Source organism: Aurantimonas sp., from assembly GCF_964217435.1.
GTDB classification, from domain to species: domain Bacteria; phylum Pseudomonadota; class Alphaproteobacteria; order Rhizobiales; family Rhizobiaceae; genus Aurantimonas; species Aurantimonas coralicida.
On the sequence record NZ_CAXPJM010000054.1, the window covers coordinates 37002 to 57438 of the forward strand.

The following is a 20437-nucleotide window of genomic DNA, read 5'->3' on the forward strand; positions in this document are numbered from 1 at the left end:
CAACGCGACCGGCGTTGCTGCGGCGCATCATTTTCCAGCCACGCACAAGCTGCAGCCGATTTCCGGATGGAAACGGCAGCACGAACAGGCATTTGGGTGCGACCCGTAGCGGGCTAATCGACGGAAACCATGGGGCTTTCCCGATCCGGCCGCTGGCTTTGTGACAAATTCACAACAGCCCGGAGGCGAACGCCTTCGCGGATGCAGAATCGGTGGAACCTTTACGCGCCGTCGCGGAACGCGGTCACGAGATCGGTCACCGCCCGGCCGATCAGGGCCAGATCCTGCGGCCGGGACAGGCGGTGATCGCCGTCCTTGACCAGCGTCATGATCGTTCCGGAGAAGGGCAGGTGGGTGACCAGCTCCATCGCATGGGAGAACGGCACGTCCTTGTCGGCCATGCCCTGGATGATCGTCACCGGGCAGCCCGTCTCGATCAGGTCGGTCATTACGAGATTGTCCCGGCCGTCCTCGAACAGCGCGCGGGTATAGAGGTCGGGCTCGGGCGAATAGTCCGACGGCTTGGTCAGCACGCCGTCGCGGGCCAAAGCCTCGCGCTGCGCGGCATCGAGCTTCGGCATCATCAGCTTTTCGGTGAAGTCGGGGGCCGGGGCCAGCAGCAGCAGCGCGGCGATCCGTTTGCGGTCGCCGGCGTCCCGCGCGATCTGCGTCAGCCGCAGGGCGACCCATGCCCCCATGGACGAGCCGACGAGGATGGCCGGCCCGTCGACCGCGGCGTCGATCACCGCCTTCGCGTCCTCGACCCAGCGGCTGATCGTGCCGTCCTCGAAGCGGCCGCCGGATTCGCCATGACCGGAATAGTCGAGCCGGCAGAAGCCGAGACCCTCGCGCTGCGACAGTTCGGCGAGATACTCTGCCTTCGTGCCGCGCATGTCGGAACGGTAGCCGCCGAGCCAGACGAGGGTGGGCCCCGCGCCGGCCTGGGTGCGGTAGGCGATGCGCCGTGCGTCGGTGCCGACGGTCAGGGTCCGGGGCGTGTCGGCAGAGGGTTCGGCGCGCATGAAGATGATCCGTTCTGGTGACTCTACGGCGCCCGACGCGCCCGTCTGGGGCCCCCGGCGCATTTTCTCGACCCGCGGGGCGTGCCAATTGGCCCCGCCGATGCTATATACGCCCCACTGAAGGACCCGCATCGTGGGTGATCGTTGATCGGTTCCGCCGTTCGTTCGAGGAACCCGATCCGACGCCGCGTGTTGTCCCAGAGCCGTCTTGCGTCGTCAACAACAGGAGTCAACGACCATTCGCAGACCATTCCGTGCACCACCGACCCAGAACACGGGACCGCGTTCCAACAAGGATATTCGCGTTCCTCAGGTCCAGTTGATCGACGCCGACGGTGAAAACCGCGGCCCGACCGCGACCTCTGAAGCGCTTGCCATGGCTGAGGAAGCCGGCCTCGATCTCGTCGAGATCGTGCCGACGGCCAACCCGCCTGTCTGCAAGATTCTCGACCTGGGCAAGCTGAAATACGAGACCCAGAAGAAGTCGGCCGAGGCGCGCAGGCGCCAGAAGACCATCGAGGTCAAAGAGATCAAGATGCGGCCGAACATCGACGAGCACGATTACGAGACCAAGATGAAGTCGGTCCGCCGCTTCTTCGACGAGGGCGACAAGGTGAAGGTCACCCTGCGCTTCCGGGGTCGCGAAATGGCGCACCAGGAACTGGGCATGCGTCTGCTCAACCGGGTTCGCGAAGAGACCGGCGAGATCGCCAAGGTCGAGGCCGAGCCCAAGCTCGAAGGCCGGCAGATGATGATGGTTCTCGCCCCGCGCGGCTGAGATCGATCGTCGATCGGTAGACATGCAGAAAGCCGGCATCCCTCGGGGGCGCCGGCTTTTTCTTTGTGGGGTCTGGAATCGGGCCCGTATGTCCTCGACGCGTGCCGTGCGCCTCAGCCGCCACAGCAGCCGGCGCTCAGATCGTGCTGGCTCTTGCCGATGACGGCGATCAGCCGGTCGAGACGCCTTGGCGGCGGTGCCCCGCACGGTTCGAGCCCGTTGCCATGGCCGCAGGGCAGGAGGGTGATCGGCAAGGGCGCGCCGTGGCGCAGGCCGTGAAGGCCGAGGGCCTCGCTGTCGCTGTCGCCGCCGACGACGCGTTCGACCGCGCGGTAGAGCTGGCGTCGATCCCGCATTGTCGCGGGGCGCAGGGTATCGGTGTCACCGGGCGGCACGAAGAAACGGCGCGTCGAGATCATGTCCTCCGCGGCCGTGTTGGCGGCGAGGATGGTGCGGCGGTCGGACAGAAGCGCGATCCCGAAGGGCAGCGGGTCCCAGCTTGCCTCGATCGTCTCCCGGTCCGGCTCGTCCGGGGTGCCGAGGCAGTGGGATACCAGGAAGGTGCGCCGCAGATCGTCGGCATTGCGGCGCAGCAGCGTGTGGATGGCCGTCGCATTGCGTTCTGTCGGGGTGTCGGGGCTTTCGACGAGGAGGAGCCAGGTCCATGGCGCGCCGTGGTGGAGGACCAGTCCGGTCGCCCATGAGGTCAGTGATCGGGGCATTCCGAAAGGTTCGATCTGGCGGCTGTCGAACACCGCCCCCGCAACGAGGTTCGGCGTGCCGGGAGGCGGGCCGGTTTCACCGAAGCGGAAGACGGCCTGTTGGCCGCCGAACGGCAGGGCGAGTTCGAGGCGCTCGGTGCATTGCGTCGCCACCCGAAGCAGCGTCGTCCGCGCGCCGGCAAACATCGCGTCGATGGCCTGTGTGACCCCGGCCCAGTTTTCCCGGCTGAAAGCGGCGCATGGGAGTTGTTTGCGCAGCGTGTCGATACCGTGCGGAAACCGTATGAGGGTCATTGCCGTCCATTTCCATGCCCACCGATGATTCCATCGTGTCCGGGATCTGGCAAGTAACTCAGTGAGGAAATAGCCGGAGTCAAGAATATTCCGTAGGGAGAGGACGGCGCCTCGCCGGCTGTCCCGGCTGGCCGCGAGGCGGATTCGGGGCTGTGAGGAACCCCGTTGCGGCGTCTTGCGCGGCGACGTGGATTTGCCTATAAGCGCGACGTTCAGATGCGAACCGGCCGGCAGGGCATGCCGTGGCGGTTCTCAATGCTGTCGCGACATCGTCACAGAGGCGACCCGGCAATCGGGAGTTCCGATTGCCCGCGGATTGTCGCGATCCTCACCAAGGAGAGCAAAATGCCCAAGATGAAGACCAAGGCCAGCGCCAAGAAGCGCTTCCGGATGACGGCCAATGGCCGCGTCAAGGCAGGCGCCGCCGGCAAGCGCCACGGCATGATCAAACGCTCCAACGACTTCCTGCGCGATGCGCGCGGCACGATGATCCTGTCCAAGCCCGACGAGCGGATCGTCAAGATCTACATGCCCTACAACCGCTAAGCGGCCCGGGCTTTTTAGAGAATTCAGGAGTTTAGATCATGGCACGAGTGAAACGGGGCGTTACGTCCCACGCCAAGCACAAGAAGATTCTGAAGCAGGCCGCCGGTTTCTACGGTCGCCGCAAGAACACCATCCGCGCCGCCAAGGCCGCCGTCGACCGGTCGAAGCAGTATGCGACCCGCGATCGCCGGGTGAAGAAGCGGAATTTCCGCGCCCTGTGGATCCAGCGCATCAATGCCGCCGTCCGCGAGCATGGCATGACCTATGGCCGCTTCATCGACGGTCTGAACAAGGCCGGCATCGAGGTCGACCGCAAGGTCCTGTCCGACATCGCCATCCACGAGCCCGAGGCCTTCGGTGCGCTGTGCGAGCAGGCCAAGTCGGCGCTTGCCTACCTCAAGGAAAGCGAATTTGACGGTGCCTACGAGCGCGCCGTTGGCGAGACGCGCGCGGCCTGAGGCCAGCGCAACTCTTGACGCTTACGGGCCCGCGCCGCACTGCCGCGCGGGCCTTTTCATGTCGGCGGGTCCGATCGGGCCGCGGTCCGGGCGCATGTCGCGCGGGGACCTTCGGCGCACGGTCGTCCGGCCTACGCAAGCAGTATGGGAGCAACGGATGAGCGATCTTCAGGCACTGGAAGCCCATCTCTCCGAACAGGTCGCGGCCGCCGCCGACGAGGCGCAGCTGGAGGCGATCCGCGTCGCCGAGCTCGGCAAGAAGGGCCGCATCTCCGAGCTCCTGAAGGGTCTCGGCAAGATGAGCCCCGACGAGCGCCGCGTCGAAGGCCCGAAGCTGAACGGCCTGCGCGATCGCGCCCTGGCGCTGATCAACGCCCGCCGCGAGGAACTCGCCGACGCCGCGATCGCCGTGCGCCTCGCCGCCGAGCGGGTCGACGTGACCCTGCCGGTGCGCCCCAGCCCCGCCGCCCGCGGCCGCATTCACCCGATCAGCCAGGTCATCGACGAGATCACCGCGATCTTCGCCGATATGGGTTTCGCCATCGCCGAAGGGCCGGACATCGAGACCGACCACTACAATTTCACGGCGCTGAACTTTCCCGAGGGCCATCCGGCCCGCGAGATGCACGACACCTTCTTCCTGAAGCCGGACGCTGCGGGCGAGCGCAAGGTGCTGCGCACCCACACCTCGCCGGTGCAGATCCGCACCATGGAAACGACGAAGCCGCCGCTGCGCATCGTCATTCCTGGCCGCACCTACCGGCAGGATTCCGACGCGACCCATTCGCCGATGTTCCACCAGGTCGAGGGTCTCGTCATCGACAAGACCGCCAATGTGGCGAACATGAAATGGGTGCTGGAGGAGTTCTGCAAGGCGTTCTTCGAGGTGCCGTCGCTGAACATGCGCTTCCGGCCGTCCTACTTCCCCTTCACCGAGCCGAGCCTCGAGGTCGACATCCAGTGCGACCGGTCGAACCCGGGCGAGGTGCGCTTCGGCGAGGGCTCGGACTGGATGGAGATCCTGGGCTGCGGCATGGTGCATCCGAACGTGCTGCGCCATGGCGGGCTCGACCCGGACGAGTATCAGGGCTTTGCCTGGGGCATGGGCATCGACCGCATCGCCATGCTGAAATACGGCATGCCGGATCTGCGCGCCTTCTTCGATTCCGACGTGCGCTGGCTGGAGCATTACGGCTTCCGCCCGCTCGACATGCCGACCCTGTTCGGCGGCCTGTCGACGTGACATTGATGACCGCCGCCGTGTCCTTTTCGGACCTGCGGCGCGTCGTTCCGAGTTGACTGTCCACCCGCAAGCAGGAGCCTTCGCCATGTCGGCACGCATGACCGTCCTCGAAGTGATTGCCGTCGTGGCCGGCGCGGTCATCGGCCTCCTGGCGCTCGACTTCGCCAGCTGGCTGTTTGCCGACACGAGCTTCTTCGCGCTCCTGGCCTCGCCCGGCCGTATCGTCGTGGCGCTGGTGACGGTCGGCCTCTTCGCCTTCTACTACCGCTCCATGTCCCAGACCCCGGCGGCGCTGGCCTCGTTCTTCACCGGTGTCGGCCTGCCGGCGATCCTCGACCGCTTCGGCTTCGATTCGCTGCTGCCCTGGGGCACGCTGCTCGTCCTCTACGTCGTCTTTGCCATCGTCGCCCTGCTGACCTATCGCTTCGTCCATGCCACGGCGCTGGCGCAGGGCGTCGCCGACGACATCGCCGGGCCGAAGCGGCGCGACGATTTCTGAGCCCCGTGGCCGGAGCGCCTGCAGGCGCCCCGGCGAAGACACGCGCGCCGCGGCCCCGCAGCCATCCGGCGCATTTCCCACGGCCGATCGGCCCGTCCGCAACGAGACTGAACCGAACCGATGAAATTCACGCTTTCCTGGCTCAAGGACCATCTCGACACCGACGCCTCGCTGGCCGAGATCTGCGAACGCCTGACCATGATCGGCCTCGAGGTCGAGGCCGTCGACGACCGCGCCGTCTTCGCGCCCTTCCGCATCGCCCGTGTCCTGAGCGCCGAGCGCCACCCGGACGCCGACAAGCTGCAGGTGCTGAGCGTCGATGCCGGCCCCGAGGTCAATGACGGCAAGCCGCTGCAGGTGGTCTGCGGTGCGCCGAATGCGCGGGCCGGGATGGTCGGCGTCCTGGCGACGCCGGGCACCTATGTGCCGGGCATCGACACCACCCTGTCGATCGGCCGCATCCGGGGCGTCGAATCCCACGGCATGATGTGCTCCGAGCGCGAGCTGGAGCTGTCCGACAGCCATGACGGCATCATCGATCTCGCCGCGGACGCGCCGGTGGGCACGCGCTTTGCCGATTATGCCGACCTCGCCGACCCGGTCATCGAGATCAACCTGACGCCGAACCGGCCCGACGCCACCGGTGTCGCCGGCATCGCCCGCGATCTGGCCGCCTCGGGCATGGGAACGCTGAAGACCGCCGCGCCCGAGCGCATCGAGGGCGAGGGCGACTGCCCCGTCGCCCTGTCGGTGGAAAGCGCGACCTGCACCGGCTTTGCCCTGCGCAAGGTCTCGGGCGTCGCCAACGGCGCCTCGCCGGAATGGATGCAGAAGCGGCTGAAGGCGATCGGCCTGCGCCCGATCAACGCGCTCGTCGACATCACCAATTACGTCACCTTCGACCGCGGTCGCCCGCTGCACGTCTTCGACGCCGCCAAGGTCGCCGGCGGCCTCGTCGTGCGCGATGCCCGCGACGGCGAGGAGGTTCTGGCCCTCGACGAGCGGACCTACGCGCTGTCGGCCGGCATGTGCGTCATCGCCGACGACAACGGCGTCGAATCCATCGCCGGCATCATGGGCGGCGAGCATTCGGGCTGCGATGCGGCGACGACCGACGTCCTGATCGAATCGGCGCTTTGGGACCCGCGCGCCATCGCCCGCACCGGCCGCAGCCTCGGCATCATCACCGATGCGCGCTACCGCTTCGAGCGCGGCGTCGATCCCGACTTCATGGAGCCGGGCCTCGATCTGGCGACGCGTCTCGTCCTCGATCTGTGCGGCGGCACGCCATCGCGCCGCGTCGTCGTCGAGAGCACCACGCCGGCGCCGGCGCCCATCGTCCTGCCCTTCACCGAGACCGAGCGCCTGACCGGCATCCAGGTGGACCGCGACCGGCAGGTCGCCATTCTGGAAAGCCTCGGCTTTGCCGTGTTGCCGGACGGCGAGACCGCCAGCGTCGTCAGCCCGAGCTGGCGCCCGGACATCGACGGCAAGGCCGATCTCGTCGAGGAAGTCATGCGCCTCGTCGGCGTCGACACGATCGCGCCGCAGCCGCTGCCCTCAGCCGGTGCCGTTGGCGGACGCATCCTCACCGTGCCGCAGATCCGCGACCGCGCCGCGCGCCGGGCGCTGGCCGCCCGAGGCATGGTGGAGACGGTGAGCTACAGCTTCATTGCCGAGAGCCACGCAGTGGCCTTTGGCGGCGGCGCGGCGGCGCTGAAGCTGGAAAACCCGATCTCGGCGGACATGTCGGACATGCGTCCCTCGCTGCTGCCGGGCCTGATCGCGGCGGCGGCGCGCAACGCCGCCCGCGGCCATGGCGATACGGCGCTGTTCGAGGTGGCGGCGATCTACCGCTCGGACGAGCCGGACGGCCAGCTGCGCGTCGCCGGCGGCCTGCGCCGCGGCACCGCCATCATGTCCGGCGGCGGCCGGTCGTGGAACGGCAATGCCTCCGCCGTCTCGGTGTACGACGCCAAGGCCGACGCCATCGCGGCGCTGGAGGCCGCCGGCGCGCCGGTCGACCGGCTGATGATCGAGGCGCCGGCGAGCGACTGGTACCATCCGGGCCGCTCCGGCCGGATCAAGCTGGGGCCGAAGGTGGTGCTGGCGGAGTTCGGCGAATTCCACCCCAGGACGCTGAAGACGCTGGATGCATCGGGACCGCATTGCGGCTTCGAGGTGTTTCTCGACGCGATCCCGACGCCCAAGCGCAAGGCGACCCGCACCAAGCCGGTGCTGGCCCTGTCGGCCTTCCAGCCGGTGCGCCGCGACTTCGCCTTCGTCGTCGATAGCGACGTGGACGCGCTGAAGCTGGTGCGCGCCGCCGAGGGCGCTGACCGCAAGCTGGTCGGCGAGGTCCGCGTCTTCGACGTCTTCACCGGCGCGGCGCTCGGCGAGAACCGCAAGTCGGTGGCGCTGGAAGTCACCCTCAATCCGGTCGAGCGGACCCTGACCGAAGAGGATCTGGAGGCGGTGTCGGCCAAGATCGTCGCACAGGTCGAAAAAGCCACCGGCGGCACGCTGCGAGCGTAACCGTCCGGAGCGTCCGGCGGGCGCACTCGGCGCGCGTTGCTGTCGGGCGGCGGCGTGTGGTTCTGCTGTGGAGCGGGCCGCATCGGCGCTGGGGCATGGGTCCTCGGGTTGAACCCGAGGATGACGCGCGTTGATGGAGTGCACTGCCCGTCGAGGGGACATGGCGCTGCCGGAGCAACGTGCGGGCGTTCGCCACCGGGCGGCGGCCCGCTTTGGCGGGGCTGCCTGAAAGGGGCTCTGTTATTGCGGCTGTGGCGTCGCAGCCGCCTCGCGGGTGCCGGTGGCCCGGCGGCGTCCGTATTCACGCCTTAATAGACCTCGAACTGCATCAGGTCTTCTGCGCCATCCAGACCTTATGGATGGCACCCTGCGGCTCGTCGAAGACCGCCATGCGGACGGTGAAGCCGGCCTCCGCCAGGAGCACCCGGTAACCGGCATCGGAGTAGCTGGCATAGGCGAAGGGCACGTCGAACATCGTGTCGCGGACGCTCGAATGGGACGGTCCGCTGGTGAACAGCAGCCAGCCGCCGGGACGCAGCCAGGCGGCGAAGCGGCCCATCATCGCGGTCTGGTCGCCATGGTCCAGATGAAAGAAGCTGTCCCAGGCGACGATTGCATCGAAGGACACGGCCGGGAGATAGGCCCGCATGTCGCACAGGATGGTCCGCACCTGCGGGTAGGCCCGCCGGAAATGCGCCAGCATGGCGGCCGAGCCGTCGAGGGCGGTGACCGAGATGCCGGCCTCCAGAAGATGCGCCAGCCCCGCGTGACCGGTACCGCAGCCGCAATCCAAGAGCCGCGCCCCGGACGGTAGCGCCGCCGCCAGTTGCGCGTAGAAGGGCGGCTCCCAGGGCTTCAGCCGGCGCGCGGCCTCGAAGCGGTCGGCGATGATGTCGTAGCCCGCAACGGCGGGGTGCAGCTCCGCGCTCATGTCGCCGTCATGCCGCGGCGGCCAGTCGCTCGCCGGCCATGCGGTAGGAGATCGCCTCGGCCAGATGGATGCGCCGGACCATGTCGTCGCCGTCGAGATCGGCGAGGGTGCGCGCGACCTTGAGGATGCGGTGATAGGCGCGGGCGGAGAAGCGCATCTGTTCCGCCGCGTCCTGCAGGAGACGCTGGCCCTCCCGGTCGGGCTCGGCGACGCTTTCGATCAGGGCGGCCGGACAATGGGAGTTGCGGGTCGAGCCGGGCAGGCCGAGGCTCTCGTAGCGCTCCGTCTGCAGGGCGTGGGCGGCGGCGACGCGCGCCATGACGTCGGCCGAGGATTCCGCCGGCTGCGGCCTGATCAGGTCGGCGGCCGTCACCGCAGGCACGTCGACGCGGATGTCGATCCGGTCCATCAGCGGGCCGGAGATGCGGGCCTGGTAGTCGGCGGCGCAGCGCGGGCCACGGGCACAGCTGCGGCCCGGCTCTCCCGCCATGCCGCACCGGCAGGGATTCATCGCGGCGACGAGCTGCATCTTGGCCGGGTAGGTGACCCGGTGATTGGCCCGGGCGATGACGCTTTCGCCGGCCTCCAGCGGCTGGCGCAGGGAATCCAGCACGACCGGCGAGAATTCGGGGAATTCGTCGAGGAAGAGGATGCCGCGATGGGCGAGCGAGACCTCACCGGGCCGCGCCCTCAGGCCGCCGCCGACCATCGCCGCCATCGAGGCCGAATGATGCGGCGCGCGGAACGGACGGCGATCCGACAGCTTGCCGCCGGACAATTCCCCGGCGATCGAGGCGATCATCGACACTTCGAGGAGTTCGCGCGGCGTCAGCGCCGGCAGGATCGACGGCAGGCGCTGCGCCAGCATCGACTTGCCCGAACCGGGCGGTCCGACCATCAGGAGATTGTGGCCGCCCGCCGCGCTGATCTCCAGCGCCCGCTTGGCGACGATCTGGCCCTTGATCTCGGCAAGGTCCGGCAGGTCGGACGGCGCGGCCCGGATGGCCGGCTCCGGCCGGGCGATGATCTGCGTGCCGCGGAAATGATTGGCGATCTGGATCAGGCTGCGGGCGGCGACGATGTCCATGTCCTGGCTCGCCCAGGCCGCCTCCGCGCCGCTCTCGGCCGGGCAGATCAGGCCGAGGCCGATGGCATTGGCGCCCATTGCCGCGGGCAGCGCCCCGGCGACCGCGGTGGTCATGCCGTCGAGGGAGAGTTCGCCCAAGACGACATAGCCGGCCAGCGCATCGGACGGGATCGCGCCGAGTGCCGCCATCAGGCCGAGCGCGATCGGCAGGTCGTAATGGCTGCCCTCCTTGGGCAGGTCGGCGGGGGCGAGATTGACGGTCACCTTCTTGGGCGGCATCGACAGGCCCGAGGCATGCAGGGCGGCCTGGACGCGCTCGCGGCTCTCGGCCACCGCCTTGTCCGGCAGGCCGACGACCTGGATGCCGACCTTGCCCGGCGCCACCATCACCTGCACGTCGACGGGAATCGCCTCGATGCCCTGAAACGCCACCGTCTTGACCCGCGATACCATCGCCACCACCCCTCGTGATGAACTCCGGCCCACTCATTTTGCCGGAAAGCGACGTTAGGTAAGCATGGAAATCGGAATGAAACAAGAACAGGACAGAAACAAATCGGCGCCAGAGTGAGTCGCCGCCCAGCGACGGCTTGATGGTTAAGCCATCGTTAACGCGTCAAGCAGATGGCGCGCGCCGCGCGGGGCTCAAAGCTGCGCCATGAGAAAGACGGTGGCCGACAGGGCCAGCAGGCCCGCCACCATGAAGCCGCCGTTCCAGACCACCCCGACGCGGAAGGCGCTGGTATGGCCGAGCCGGCCGATCAGCAGCGTCGTCGCCGTGAAGGGCGAGGAGGCGCCGGTGAGCGCCCAGCCGGCGGTCAGCGCGACGACCACGACATTCGGCGACACGCCCATGGCGGCGGCCGACGGCAGCAGGGGCGCCAGCAGCGATACCGACAGGATCGGGTTCATGCCGAGCTGGCCGAGCAGGGGGATGATCCAGACGATGGCGACAAGGATCACCGAGACCGGGATGGCGTCCAGCGCCAGGGCCTGATCGGCGATCAGCGGCTGCAGCAACTCGCCGCCGGTGGCACCGATGAAGCCGGCCATGACCAGGAGGATCAGCTCGGACTGGAAGGAGGGGATGTCGATGAGGGCTAGCCGCTTCAGCCGCGTGGCGGTGCGCGCCGCCGTTCCGCTCTCGCCGCGGGACTGGATGACGATCCAGCCGATGGCGATGGTCGGCACCAGCAGCATCACCACCGCGATCACCCGCAGCCCGGTCAGAAGCTCCAGTACCGCGACGCCCGAAAAGAGCAGGACGAGCAGCGCCAAGAGCGGCTTCAGGTCGCGCCAGCCGCCGATCGGGTCGCGCCGTGCCGGCGCCGGCTGGGTCAGCTTCGGCTTGAAATAGGTGTCCAGCGCCCAGCCGATGAAGGTGACGAGGGCCGCGTTGAAGATCGCGAAGACGGCCGCCCCGCTCCATGACGAGCCGGGAATGACCGAGGTGGAGATGGCCATGGCGAAGGCCAGCGGCGACCAGGTGAGCGAGGCGACGAAGCCGCGCTGGATCGCCAGCAGCATGCGCCGGTTGCGGATCTCGCGGATCTCGGCATTGGGCTCGCGGCTGGCGATGCTTTCGGTCAGCCCGCCCAAAAGCGAGATCGCGCCGTAGCTGAGGATCAGCGCGAAGAGATGGCCGCCGGTGGTCAGCGCCAGATAGCGTTTGCCGGGCGGCTGGCTGGCGAGATACTGCCCGCATCGCTCGATCGCCGGCGAGGCGGCGGCGGGACCGCGCAGCGAGGCGAGCGCGATGAAGAAGGCCGCGATGAAGCCGCCCTGTTCGAGCCCCTTTATCGTGATGGCGAGCCAGTCGGCACGGGTGAAGAGGGCGATGGCGACGAGGCCGAGGCCGAGCGCCACGAAGGCCTGGCGCGACCAGGGCGCCCGCGGCGTGGCGAGAACCAGGAAGACGAGGATGCCGGCGGCCGCGACCAGCCCTGCGCCCGCGCTGCCCACCCATTCGCGCAGAAGGATGGCGACGCCCGTGACGATCAGAACGACACCGATGAGACGGTCGATCAACGCTTGCGAACTCCGCGGAGGGACGAGGCGGCGGGAAACTCCCTCTGTCTTAGCATTCCCGGGCGGCGCGTCACGTCTCGCCGGCGAGATTTGCACCGGATCGTCGCCTGGGGATCGGGGAGCGGCGCGGGGCGGCGGGGGTTTGTCACGCGGGCAGACCGGCGGTATGACGCGCCATGCCCCTGACCGTCGCCACCTTCTATCGTTTTGTCACGCTCGACGACCTTCCCGCGCTGAAGGCCGAGCTTGCCGCCTTGTGCGCCGACACCGGGACGCGCGGCACGATCCTCATCGCCCCGGAGGGGATCAACGGCACGCTGGCGGGGCCGCAGGACGGCGTGGCGACGATGGTCGCGCATCTCGACCGGCGCTGCGGCATCGGCCGCGGCGAGTTGAAATTCTCGGCGGCCGAGGACTGGCCCTTTGCCCGCACCAAGGTGCGCATCCGGCCCGAGATCATCACCATGCGGGCGCCCGAGGCCGACCCCTCCCGGCGCGTCGGCACCTATGTCGCCCCTTCCGACTGGAACGCCCTGATCGACGATCCGGAGGTGCTCGTCCTCGACACCCGCAATCGCTACGAGACCAAGGTCGGCGGCTTTGCCGGCGCGGTGGATCCGGCGATCGACAGCTTCACCGACTTCAAGACCTATGTGGAGACAGCGCTCGACCCGGCCGAGCACCGCAAGGTGGCGATGTTCTGCACCGGCGGCATCCGCTGCGAGAAGGCCTCGGCCTACATGCTGTCCAAGGGGTTCGAGAGCGTCTTCCACCTCAAGGGCGGCATCCTGCAATATCTCGAGGACGTGCCGCAGGAAGACAGCCGCTGGGAGGGCGACTGCTACGTCTTCGACGGCCGCGTCGCCGTCGGCCACGGCCTGGCGCAGACGGACTGGACCGCCTGCTATGGCTGCGGCCAGCCGCTGTCGCCGGAAGAGCGCGCCGACCCGGCCTTCGAGGAGGGGGTCTCCTGCGCCCATTGCATCGACCGGCTGACCGAGGAAAAGGCCGCGTCGCTGCGCGAGCGGCAGCGGCAGATCATGCGGGAGACCGGGCGCGGCTGAGCGGCCCGCCGGCCGTCAGAAGGGCAGCCCCACATAATTCTCGGCAAGCGATGTCTGCGCCGCCTCGGAATCGGCTAGATAGTCGAATTCCGCCTCCTGGATCCGCTGCGAAAAGGCGCCATGCTCCTCGAAACGGTGGATCATCGAGGTGAACCACCAGGAGAAGCGCTCGGCCTTCCACACCCGCGCCAGCGCGGTCTCGGAATAGGCGTCGAGCAGGCCGTCATCCTTGTCGAGATAATGGGCGATCAGGGCGCGCGACAGGTAATGGATGTCGGAGACCGCCAGGTTGAGCCCCTTGGCGCCGGTCGGCGGCACGATATGGGCGGCGTCGCCCGCGAGGAACATCCGGCCGTAGCGCATCGGCTCGGCGACGAAGGAGCGCAGCGGCGCCAGCGACTTCTCGATCGACGGCCCGCGCACCAGATTGCCGGCGACCGCGGAGGGCAGCCGCGCCTGCAATTCGTCGAAGAAGCGCTCGTCCGGCCAGTTGGCGACATCGTCGTCGGCATCGCACTGGATGTAATAGCGCGAGAGCTGCGGATTGCGCAGCGAGCACAGCGCAAAGCCGCGGCTGTGATTGGCGTAGATCAGCTCTTCCTGGATCGGCGGCGTGCGGGACAGGACACCGAGCCAGGCGAAGGGATAGACCCGCTCGAAGGTCTCGATGCTGGCGGCGGGGATCGCCTGTCGGCAGACGCCGTGGAAGCCGTCGCAGCCCGCGATGAAGTCGCATTCCAGCCGCTGTTCGCCGTCGCGCGTGCGGTAGGTGACGAAGGGGGCGTTGCCGGTGATGTCCTGGGGCGTGACGTCCTCGACCTCGTGGACGACCGGCACGCCGGCCTCGTCGAGGGCGTCGTAGAGATCGTGGGTCACCTCGGTCTGGCCATAGACTGTGACGGTCTTGCCGCCGGTCAGTTCGCGCAGGTCGACATGCAGCATCTCGCCGCGCCAGGCGATGTCGAAGCCGTCATGGACGAGCCCCTCGCGGTCCATCCGCGCGCCGAGGCCGACGGTGCGCAGGAGATCCGTGGTGCCCTGTTCGAGGACGCCGGCGCGAATGCGCGACAGGACGTAGTCGCGGCTCTTGCGCTCCAGGACGACGCTCTCGATGCCGGCGCGGTGCAGGATGAGCGCGAGCAGCAGGCCGGCCGGGCCACCGCCGATGATGGCGACGCGGGTGCGGGTCGTCGTCACGCGGCGTTCCGCCGATGTGCGGCCGCGGTGCGGGCCTTGATCTCGCGCAGGGTGGAGAGCTCCAGTTCGGTCGGCGGCGGCGTCTCGCCGACATCGGCCGCATAGACGACGTCCCAGTCGCAGCTCGCGGCGATCGCCTCGCGCGAGGCGCCCGGGTGGATGGAATTGACCTCGAATTCCTTCGTCTGCGGGTTCGGCCGCCAGACTGCCATGTCGGTGACCAGCAGCGTCGGCCCCCTGGTGGTGATGCCGAGGTCCTGGCGGTCCGAGCCGCCCTTGCCGTGGCCGAAGGAAGTGAAGAAGTCGATCGCCTTCACCATGCCGCGCTTCGTCTGCTTCATGGTGATGAACACCTCGCCGCAGGACGAGGCGATCTCCGGCGCGCCGCCGCCGCCGGGCAGGCGGGTCTTCGGATAGGCGTAGTCGCCGATCACCGTGGTGTTGATATTGCCGAAGGGATCGAGCTGCGCCGCGCCGAGGAAGCCGATGGAGATGCGGCCGCCCTGCAGCCAGTAGCGGAACATCTCCGGCACAGAGACGGTGGTCAGCGCCGTCTCGCAGAGTTCGCCGTCGCCGATGGACAGGGGCAGGACGCTCGGCGCCGTGGCGATGGTGCCGCTCTCGTAGATCAGGGTGATGTCCGGCGCATGGGTGAGCCGGGCGACGTTGCAGGCGGCCGAGGGCGCGCCGATGCCGACGAAGCAGACGTCGTCGTTCGACAGCGCCCGCGCGGCGGCGATGGTCATCATCTCGTCGGGCGTGAAGTCCGCACTCGCCATCACATCTTCCCCTTCAGCGTCTCGACGCGGCCGGCGAAATCCTCCGGCCCGGCCTGCATGACATGGGTCTCGATCCAGGCCCTGAACCGGTCCATGTCCGCGGCGATCTCGTCCCATTCGACATAGGCCGCATTGTCGCGGCCGTAGTAGCCGCGGGCATAGGACGGATGGGCGCCGCCGGGCACATGGGCAATCGCGCTGATCGTCCAGTGCGGCAGGATGGTGAGGTTCGGATGGGCGTCGTCGAAATCGTCGACGATCTCCTCCACGGTGATGACGGCGCGTCTGGCCGCCAGCACCGCCTCCTTCTGGACGCCGAGAATGCCCTCGATCAGGACATTGCCCTTCCGGTCGGCCTTCTGGGCATGGATGAAGGTGACGTCCGGTCGGATCGCGGGAACGGCGGCCAGTTCCTCGCCGGTGAAGGGGCAGGTGACCGAGCGGATGTTCGCATTGACCGCCTTCAGCCCGGCGCCCTTGTAGCCGCGGAACACCGCCATCGGCAGGCCGGCGGCGCCCGCCTCATAGGCATTGGCGAGCGCGGCGTGGGAGTGTTCCTCCAGTTCCAGCGCCTGCGGCACGCCGTTCTCCACCGCGTCGCGCACGCGCCGCAGCAGGCCGACGCCGGGATTGCCGAGATAGGAGAAGATCATCTTCTTCACGAGGCCGCAGCCGACGAGCTGGTCGTAGACGAGGTCGGGCGTCAGCCGCACGAGGGTCAGGTTGCCGATCCCCTGGCGGATCACCTCATGGGCGGCCGCATGGGGGATGAGATGGGTGAAGCCCTCGAAGGCCGCGATGTCGCCGGGCCGCAGATTGTCGGCGACGGCGTCTTTCAGTGTCTTGAACTGTGCCATGGATCTCTTTGCAGCCGTCAGATGTCGAAGAAGATCGTCTCGTTCTCACCCTGCAGGTGGATGTCGAACCGATAGGTCGGCACGTCGCCCTCCTGCGTGCGCGGCGCGATCAGCGTCTGGACCCGCGCGCGGTGCTCGATGCGCGCCAGCACCGGATCGGCCGCATTGGCCGTCTCCTCGTCGCCGAAATACATGCGGGTGTGCAAGCCGAGATTGATGCCGCGCGCGACGATCCAGACCGTCACATGCGGCGCCTGGGGGCGGCCATCCTTGAACGGGACCTTGCCCGGCTTGATGGTCTCGAAGACGAACTCGCCGGTGGTCATGTCGCCGGGCGAGCGGCCGAAGCCGGCAAAATGCGGATCGGCGGTGCCGCGGGTCTCGGACGGGCCGGGATAGAGCCCCTGCGCATCGGCCTGCCAGATCTCGACCAGGGCGTCCTTCAGCGCGGTGCCGACGCCGTCGAAGACGCGGCCGACGATGCGGATGCGCTCGCCTTGCGTCTCGGCGTCGACCATGCGGGCGCCGAGATCCTCGGCATAGACGCCCTCGATGCCGCTGTAGTTCGGCGTGCAGCCGATATGGACGTAAGGCCCGGCGGTCTGCGACGGCGATTCCTTCAGATAGGGAAGCGGCTGGACCATCAATTGCCCTCCGTCCGGTTCTCGAACAGGGTCGACCGGCGCCCGCGCAGGACGATGTCGAAGCGATAGGCGCGGCTGTCCATCGGCACGGCATTGTTCATGTCGAGCGGCGCGATCAGCCGTTCGACCGCAGCCCGGTCGGGGATCGTCGCGACGATCGGGCAGCGCCAGATCAGCGGATCGCCCTCGAAATACATCTGGGTGATCAGCCGCTGGGCAAAGCCGTGGCCGAAGACCGAGAAATGGATATGGGCCGGCCGCCAGTCATTGACGCCGTTCGGCCAGGGATCGGCGCCGGGCTTGATGGTGCGCAGGCGGTAGCTGCCGTCGGCATCGGTGAGGGTGCGTCCGCAGCCGCCGAAATTCGGATCGAGCGGCGCCAGATAGGTTTCCTTCTTGTGCCGGTAACGCCCGCCCGCATTGGCCTGCCAGAATTCCAGCAGCGCGCCGGGAACGCCCCTGCCGGTCTCGTCGAGCACCCGGCCATGGACGATGATGCGCTGGCCGATCGGCTCGCCGCCATGGGCGAAATTGCGCAGGAGGTCGTTGTCGGTCTCGCCGATCAGGTCGTGGCCGAAGACCGGGCCGGTCATCTCCGAGACGGTGTTGTCGAGCGAGATCGGCGCCTTCTGCGGCGAGCGGGTGACGCTCGTCTTGTAGCCGGGCGTATAGGCGGCCGGGTGCCAGTTGCGGTCGCGCTGGAAGAAGGATCCGCCGCTCATGCGGGGCCTGCCTCCGCGGCCTTGTCGATCGCGGCATAGACCGACTTGGCGATCTTGATGGCGTGGTTGGCGGCCGGCACGCCGGCATAGACGGCGACGTGCAGCAGCGCTTCCAGAACGTCCTCGCGGGTCGCGCCGGTATTGGCCGTGGCGCGCACATGCATGGCGACCTCGTCGTCCTGGCCGAGCGCGGCCAGGAGCGCGATGGTGACGATGGAGCGTTCGCGATGGGTGAAGTGCGGCCGCGACCAGACCGTGCCCCAGGCGCCCTCGGTGATGAAGCTCTGGAAGGGCGCGTCGAACCCGTCGCTCTGGCGCTGGGCGCGATCGACATGGGCGTCGCCGAGCACGGCACGGCGTACTCTCATGCCCGCCTGGTAGCGCTCGCTGGGGTCCTGCTGCATGGTTCCTCCCGGTCTCCGTCAGCTCAACCCGTTCACTATCAGCCGCCTGAAAACTCATGTAAAATGAATTCCAGCGCAGTTCGCATAACCGTGAGATTATGGAAATCGACCCACGGGTTCGTCTGAGACATCTGAAGACCTTCATCGAGGTAGCCCGCTCCGCCAGTCTCGGCAAGGCTGCCGTGCGGCTGAACGTGTCGCAGCCCGCCGTCTCCAAGACCCTGTCCGAACTCGAGGAGATGCTGGGCGCGCGCCTCGTCAGCCGCGGGCGCGGCGGGGCGACGCTGACGCCGGTGGGGCGGATGTTCCATTCCTATGCCTCGGCGAGCCTTGCCGCCCTCAGCCAGGGCATCGAGGGCGTCGCCGAGACGCTGGCCGCATCGCAGCTGCGCCTGACCATCGGGGCGCTGCCGAGCGTCGCCGCGCGGATCGTGCCGGACGCGGCAATCGAGATGGCGCGGACCGCCCCAGAGGCGGGGCTGACCATCGTTTCCGGACCCAATGCCTATCTCCTGTCGCAGCTTGCGTCCGGCGCCCTCGACCTGGTGATCGGCCGGCTCGGACAGCCCGACGCGATGGCCGGCTTCAGCTTCGCCCAGCTCTATTCCGAGCGGGTCAGTCTCGTCGTGCGCCCCGGCCATCCGCTGCTGAGCGCCGCCGATCCCGGCCTGATTGCCGCCTATCCGCTGATCTTTCCCGATGCGGATGCCGCCATCCGGACGATCGCCGAGCGCTACTTCATCGCCCATGGCCTGACCCGCCGCCGCGACCGCATCGAGACCGTCGTCGACAGTTTCGGCCGCGCCTATGTCCGCAAGACCGACGCGGTCTGGTTCATCTCGTCGGGTGTGGTGGCGCTGGACGTGGCCGACGGCATGCTGGCGGAACTGCCCGTCGACATGGCCGAGACGCTGGGGCCGGTCGGCCTGACCATGCGCGGGGAGGGCGATCCGTCACCGGCACTCCGGCTGTTCATCGCCGCGATCCGCGCCACGGTGGAAGCGCACGGGCTGGCCCGCTGACGCGGCAGCACGGTCGGCCTCGCACGCGGGCGGCCCGACGCAGTTTCCAAGGCGCCGCGAGCCGCCATTAACGGCCCGCTAACCATAAATGTGGAAGGTCGCAGCGAGGGACACCCGATGCGACCAGCTCTGCCACTCCTGTTCACGCTCGCCATCGTCGGCGGATGCACCAGCATCCCCTCGCGCTGCTATGTGACGCTCGACAATGGCGGCGGCCCGACCGCCGAGGCCTGCGAGACCGGGCCGGAACTCATCGTGCGGCCGATCACCCCGACCAACGCCGCCTATTACGTCCCGCCCTATGTCATCGCGGCCCTGTCCTATGAAGGATTCCTGGTGCCCCGGGAGCCGGCCGTCGACGCGGATGCGGACGGGGAGCCCGCCGGTGCTGACGCGGATTGGGAAATGCCAGCAGGTGACGCGACCGACGCCGCCGTGGCGCCCGCCTGGCCGCTGCCGGCCGCAGGCCAGACACCCTGGCGGCAGACGGTCACCGGGACGCAAGGCCTCGCCATCGCCTTTGCCGACGACGAGGACGGCGTGACGGCGGACGATCTCGAACGCTTCTGGGATGCCGGATTGATGGTGACGCCGACGCGCACGGCGCCGCCCGTCGGCGCGCCGGAGAACCGGCTGCCGCAGGCCTATACGATCGACGGCGAAATCCGCTATCGCCGACCGGACGCGTTTGACGGGATGAGCTTCCCGATCTCTAGCGCGCTGTCTCCATGAGCAGCGGAATGCCGTTCAGGATGGCGTGGCCGGGGGGCAGGATCTTGACCCGTCGCGACGGCTTGGTGTCGGAGGATTCGACGACGATCGCCGTGCCCTCGGTCTCGAAAACGTAATTCACCCCGTCGCAACGCACGGGGCTGCCGAACAGGCCTTCGGAAAAGGACTCGATGTCGATCGCATCGCACCGGTTGATGGTGGTGCTCTCCACCTTGCGGGTGGCGCGATCCTGGACGAGGGCGTTCAGCGTATAGCCACGCTCCTCTTCGACGAATTCGAAGGCGAGCCCGTATTCCGGCAGCGGAGCGGGCGTAGTGGCGGGGGGAGATTTCTCCCCGAAGGGAATGGTCAGGCCGGCGGCCAGGACGAGTGCTGCCGTGAAGCTGGCGGTGACGGTCATCGGCGTCCGCTCCTTCTGTGGCAAGGGTGAAGGGGGAGCGGGCACATCGGCTCGCTCCCCCTTCGTGCGATGTCAGCAGGCGCCTTCGACGAGCGTGTAGTGATCCTGCTCGACGAGCTTCCGCGTGGTCTTGTACACGGCCGGATTGCGGCGCTTGACGATGGTGGCGCCGTCGACGAAGTCGCCGACCCAGGAGCGGCTCTCGCCGACGACCTTCTTGCCACGGGTATTGTAGATGTAGGTGGAAGGCACGTACTCGACGCAATATGCCTTCTCGTTGTTTTCGGCGATGTGCCGCTTGTATGTTTTGGCTTCGGCGGTCGCCGAAAACGCGAGCACCGCAGCGATAGCGGAAATGCTAAGCAGGACCTTGCGCATGGAAAAAACGCCTCCGTTGTTTTGATGTAGCGCAAGGGGAGGATTGAATCATATCTGACGAATATCAACAGGATTATGCTGACTTAGGGGAAGTT

General features: G+C 68.1%; 22 protein-coding genes. 9 read left to right on the top strand and 13 right to left on the bottom strand.

Going from position 1 to position 20437, the window contains the following annotated elements:
- Positions 1–221 precede the first annotated feature (221 nt).
- On the bottom strand, positions 222–1022 hold the full coding sequence (locus ACEQX1_RS18345; RefSeq protein WP_370197313.1) for an alpha/beta fold hydrolase: 801 nt from the start codon (positions 1020–1022) through the stop codon (positions 222–224).
- A 238-nt stretch (positions 1023–1260) separates the two neighbouring features.
- On the opposite strand from ACEQX1_RS18345, the gene infC reads away from it, so the two are divergent.
- Positions 1261–1800, top strand: coding sequence for a translation initiation factor IF-3 (gene infC, locus ACEQX1_RS18350; protein ID WP_024349584.1), 540 nt, complete (start codon positions 1261–1263; stop codon positions 1798–1800).
- Positions 1801–1913: 113 nt separating this feature from the next.
- Here infC and ACEQX1_RS18355 read toward each other — a convergent pair whose 3' ends face one another.
- Entirely contained in the window at positions 1914–2816 is a 903-nt protein-coding gene (locus ACEQX1_RS18355; RefSeq protein ID WP_370196145.1) for a hypothetical protein, read from the bottom strand.
- A gap of 345 nt (positions 2817–3161) precedes the next feature.
- Here ACEQX1_RS18355 and rpmI point away from each other — a divergent pair, with 345 nt between their 5' ends.
- The 5 genes from rpmI (at position 3162) to pheT (ending at position 8097) form a co-directional block, all read left to right on the top strand.
- Positions 3162–3362 (top strand): 50S ribosomal protein L35, encoded by a 201-nt coding sequence (rpmI, locus tag ACEQX1_RS18360; RefSeq protein WP_009210962.1) that lies wholly within the window; start codon positions 3162–3164, stop codon positions 3360–3362.
- A gap of 38 nt (positions 3363–3400) precedes the next feature.
- The gene (rplT, locus tag ACEQX1_RS18365) at positions 3401–3820 is read left to right on the top strand and encodes a 50S ribosomal protein L20 (RefSeq protein ID WP_009210961.1); all 420 of its coding nucleotides are present in this window, start codon (positions 3401–3403) and stop codon (positions 3818–3820) included.
- Positions 3821–3977: 157 nt separating this feature from the next.
- Positions 3978–5063 (top strand): phenylalanine--tRNA ligase subunit alpha, encoded by a 1086-nt coding sequence (gene pheS, locus ACEQX1_RS18370; protein ID WP_370196144.1) that lies wholly within the window; start codon positions 3978–3980, stop codon positions 5061–5063.
- A gap of 85 nt (positions 5064–5148) precedes the next feature.
- The gene (locus ACEQX1_RS18375) at positions 5149–5562 is read left to right on the top strand and encodes a hypothetical protein (RefSeq protein WP_024349587.1); all 414 of its coding nucleotides are present in this window, start codon (positions 5149–5151) and stop codon (positions 5560–5562) included.
- A gap of 120 nt (positions 5563–5682) precedes the next feature.
- Entirely contained in the window at positions 5683–8097 is a 2415-nt protein-coding gene (gene pheT, locus ACEQX1_RS18380; RefSeq protein ID WP_370197315.1) for a phenylalanine--tRNA ligase subunit beta, read from the top strand.
- Between the two features lie 328 nt (positions 8098–8425).
- On the opposite strand, the gene ACEQX1_RS18385 is transcribed toward pheT, so the two are convergent.
- The 3 genes from ACEQX1_RS18385 to ACEQX1_RS18395 form a co-directional block, all read right to left on the bottom strand.
- Positions 8426–9028 (bottom strand): trans-aconitate 2-methyltransferase, encoded by a 603-nt coding sequence (locus ACEQX1_RS18385; protein WP_370193349.1) that lies wholly within the window; start codon positions 9026–9028, stop codon positions 8426–8428.
- A 7-nt stretch (positions 9029–9035) separates the two neighbouring features.
- Positions 9036–10568, bottom strand: a complete 1533-nt coding sequence (locus ACEQX1_RS18390; protein ID WP_370193350.1) for a YifB family Mg chelatase-like AAA ATPase — start codon at positions 10566–10568, stop codon at positions 9036–9038.
- A 192-nt stretch (positions 10569–10760) separates the two neighbouring features.
- Positions 10761–12143, bottom strand: a complete 1383-nt coding sequence (locus tag ACEQX1_RS18395; RefSeq protein ID WP_370197317.1) for a hypothetical protein — start codon at positions 12141–12143, stop codon at positions 10761–10763.
- Positions 12144–12319: 176 nt separating this feature from the next.
- Here ACEQX1_RS18395 and ACEQX1_RS18400 point away from each other — a divergent pair, with 176 nt between their 5' ends.
- The gene (locus tag ACEQX1_RS18400; protein WP_370197319.1) at positions 12320–13207 is read left to right on the top strand and encodes a rhodanese-related sulfurtransferase; all 888 of its coding nucleotides are present in this window, start codon (positions 12320–12322) and stop codon (positions 13205–13207) included.
- A gap of 15 nt (positions 13208–13222) precedes the next feature.
- On the opposite strand, the gene pobA is transcribed toward ACEQX1_RS18400, so the two are convergent.
- From pobA to pcaC, 6 genes are read right to left on the bottom strand one after another with little or no spacing between them, the layout of a single operon-like run.
- A complete protein-coding gene (pobA, locus tag ACEQX1_RS18405) occupies positions 13223–14404 on the bottom strand; it encodes a 4-hydroxybenzoate 3-monooxygenase (protein WP_370193346.1) in 1182 nt (393 codons plus the stop codon).
- Positions 14401–15183, bottom strand: coding sequence for a CoA-transferase subunit beta (locus tag ACEQX1_RS18410; protein WP_370197321.1), 783 nt, complete (start codon positions 15181–15183; stop codon positions 14401–14403). The genes pobA and ACEQX1_RS18410 overlap by 4 nt, the downstream gene beginning before the upstream one ends.
- Positions 15183–16040 carry a CoA transferase subunit A gene (locus ACEQX1_RS18415; RefSeq protein WP_370193344.1) on the bottom strand — a complete coding sequence of 286 codons (858 nt, stop codon included), beginning with the start codon at positions 16038–16040 and terminating at the stop codon, positions 15183–15185. The genes ACEQX1_RS18410 and ACEQX1_RS18415 overlap by 1 nt, the downstream gene beginning before the upstream one ends.
- Before the next feature lie 17 nt (positions 16041–16057).
- Positions 16058–16684: a protocatechuate 3,4-dioxygenase subunit alpha gene (gene pcaG / locus ACEQX1_RS18420; protein ID WP_370193343.1), complete on the bottom strand. Its 627-nt coding sequence runs from the start codon at positions 16682–16684 to the stop codon at positions 16058–16060.
- Entirely contained in the window at positions 16684–17406 is a 723-nt protein-coding gene (gene pcaH, locus ACEQX1_RS18425) for a protocatechuate 3,4-dioxygenase subunit beta (protein WP_370197323.1), read from the bottom strand. The genes pcaG and pcaH overlap by 1 nt, the downstream gene beginning before the upstream one ends.
- Complete coding sequence (pcaC, locus tag ACEQX1_RS18430; RefSeq protein ID WP_370193342.1) at positions 17403–17810, bottom strand: 4-carboxymuconolactone decarboxylase; 408 nt, start codon at positions 17808–17810, stop codon at positions 17403–17405. Before pcaC ends, pcaH begins: the two co-directional genes overlap by 4 nt.
- Before the next feature lie 98 nt (positions 17811–17908).
- On the opposite strand from pcaC, the gene pcaQ reads away from it, so the two are divergent.
- Both pcaQ and ACEQX1_RS18440 read left to right on the top strand, forming a co-directional pair.
- On the top strand, positions 17909–18832 hold the full coding sequence (gene pcaQ / locus ACEQX1_RS18435) for a pca operon transcription factor PcaQ (RefSeq protein ID WP_370197325.1): 924 nt from the start codon (positions 17909–17911) through the stop codon (positions 18830–18832).
- Positions 18833–18949: 117 nt separating this feature from the next.
- Positions 18950–19564 (top strand): hypothetical protein, encoded by a 615-nt coding sequence (locus ACEQX1_RS18440; protein ID WP_370196009.1) that lies wholly within the window; start codon positions 18950–18952, stop codon positions 19562–19564.
- Here ACEQX1_RS18440 and ACEQX1_RS18445 read toward each other — a convergent pair.
- Together ACEQX1_RS18445 and ACEQX1_RS18450 are read right to left on the bottom strand one after the other, a co-directional pair.
- Entirely contained in the window at positions 19545–19964 is a 420-nt protein-coding gene (locus tag ACEQX1_RS18445; protein WP_370196010.1) for a hypothetical protein, read from the bottom strand. The genes ACEQX1_RS18440 and ACEQX1_RS18445 overlap by 20 nt on opposite strands.
- A 72-nt stretch (positions 19965–20036) precedes the next feature.
- Positions 20037–20342 carry a hypothetical protein gene (locus ACEQX1_RS18450; RefSeq protein WP_187389853.1) on the bottom strand — a complete coding sequence of 102 codons (306 nt, stop codon included), beginning with the start codon at positions 20340–20342 and terminating at the stop codon, positions 20037–20039.
- Positions 20343–20437: the final 95 nt, after the last annotated feature.

What these genes read in the sequence shown, in the direction of transcription:
- ACEQX1_RS18400 (WP_370197319.1), top strand. Translation starts at nt 12,320, where the DNA reads ATGCCCCTGACCGTCGCCACCTTCTATCGTTTTGTCACGCTCGACGAC.
- ACEQX1_RS18440 (WP_370196009.1), top strand. Translation starts at nt 18,950, where the DNA reads ATGCGACCAGCTCTGCCACTCCTGTTCACGCTCGCCATCGTCGGCGGA.
- pcaQ (WP_370197325.1), top strand. Translation starts at nt 17,909, where the DNA reads ATGGAAATCGACCCACGGGTTCGTCTGAGACATCTGAAGACCTTCATC.
- ACEQX1_RS18450 (WP_187389853.1), bottom strand. Translation starts at nt 20,342, where the DNA reads ATGCGCAAGGTCCTGCTTAGCATTTCCGCTATCGCTGCGGTGCTCGCG.
- rpmI (WP_009210962.1), top strand. Translation starts at nt 3,162, where the DNA reads ATGCCCAAGATGAAGACCAAGGCCAGCGCCAAGAAGCGCTTCCGGATG.
- ACEQX1_RS18445 (WP_370196010.1), bottom strand. Translation starts at nt 19,964, where the DNA reads ATGACCGTCACCGCCAGCTTCACGGCAGCACTCGTCCTGGCCGCCGGC.
- pcaC (WP_370193342.1), bottom strand. Translation starts at nt 17,810, where the DNA reads ATGCAGCAGGACCCCAGCGAGCGCTACCAGGCGGGCATGAGAGTACGC.
- ACEQX1_RS18355 (WP_370196145.1), bottom strand. Translation starts at nt 2,816, where the DNA reads ATGACCCTCATACGGTTTCCGCACGGTATCGACACGCTGCGCAAACAA.
- ACEQX1_RS18390 (WP_370193350.1), bottom strand. Translation starts at nt 10,568, where the DNA reads ATGGTATCGCGGGTCAAGACGGTGGCGTTTCAGGGCATCGAGGCGATT.
- ACEQX1_RS18385 (WP_370193349.1), bottom strand. Translation starts at nt 9,028, where the DNA reads ATGAGCGCGGAGCTGCACCCCGCCGTTGCGGGCTACGACATCATCGCC.
- rplT (WP_009210961.1), top strand. Translation starts at nt 3,401, where the DNA reads ATGGCACGAGTGAAACGGGGCGTTACGTCCCACGCCAAGCACAAGAAG.
- pheS (WP_370196144.1), top strand. Translation starts at nt 3,978, where the DNA reads ATGAGCGATCTTCAGGCACTGGAAGCCCATCTCTCCGAACAGGTCGCG.
- ACEQX1_RS18345 (WP_370197313.1), bottom strand. Translation starts at nt 1,022, where the DNA reads ATGCGCGCCGAACCCTCTGCCGACACGCCCCGGACCCTGACCGTCGGC.
- ACEQX1_RS18375 (WP_024349587.1), top strand. Translation starts at nt 5,149, where the DNA reads ATGTCGGCACGCATGACCGTCCTCGAAGTGATTGCCGTCGTGGCCGGC.
- pcaG (WP_370193343.1), bottom strand. Translation starts at nt 16,684, where the DNA reads ATGGTCCAGCCGCTTCCCTATCTGAAGGAATCGCCGTCGCAGACCGCC.
- pheT (WP_370197315.1), top strand. Translation starts at nt 5,683, where the DNA reads ATGAAATTCACGCTTTCCTGGCTCAAGGACCATCTCGACACCGACGCC.
- ACEQX1_RS18415 (WP_370193344.1), bottom strand. Translation starts at nt 16,040, where the DNA reads ATGGCACAGTTCAAGACACTGAAAGACGCCGTCGCCGACAATCTGCGG.
- pcaH (WP_370197323.1), bottom strand. Translation starts at nt 17,406, where the DNA reads ATGAGCGGCGGATCCTTCTTCCAGCGCGACCGCAACTGGCACCCGGCC.
- ACEQX1_RS18410 (WP_370197321.1), bottom strand. Translation starts at nt 15,183, where the DNA reads ATGGCGAGTGCGGACTTCACGCCCGACGAGATGATGACCATCGCCGCC.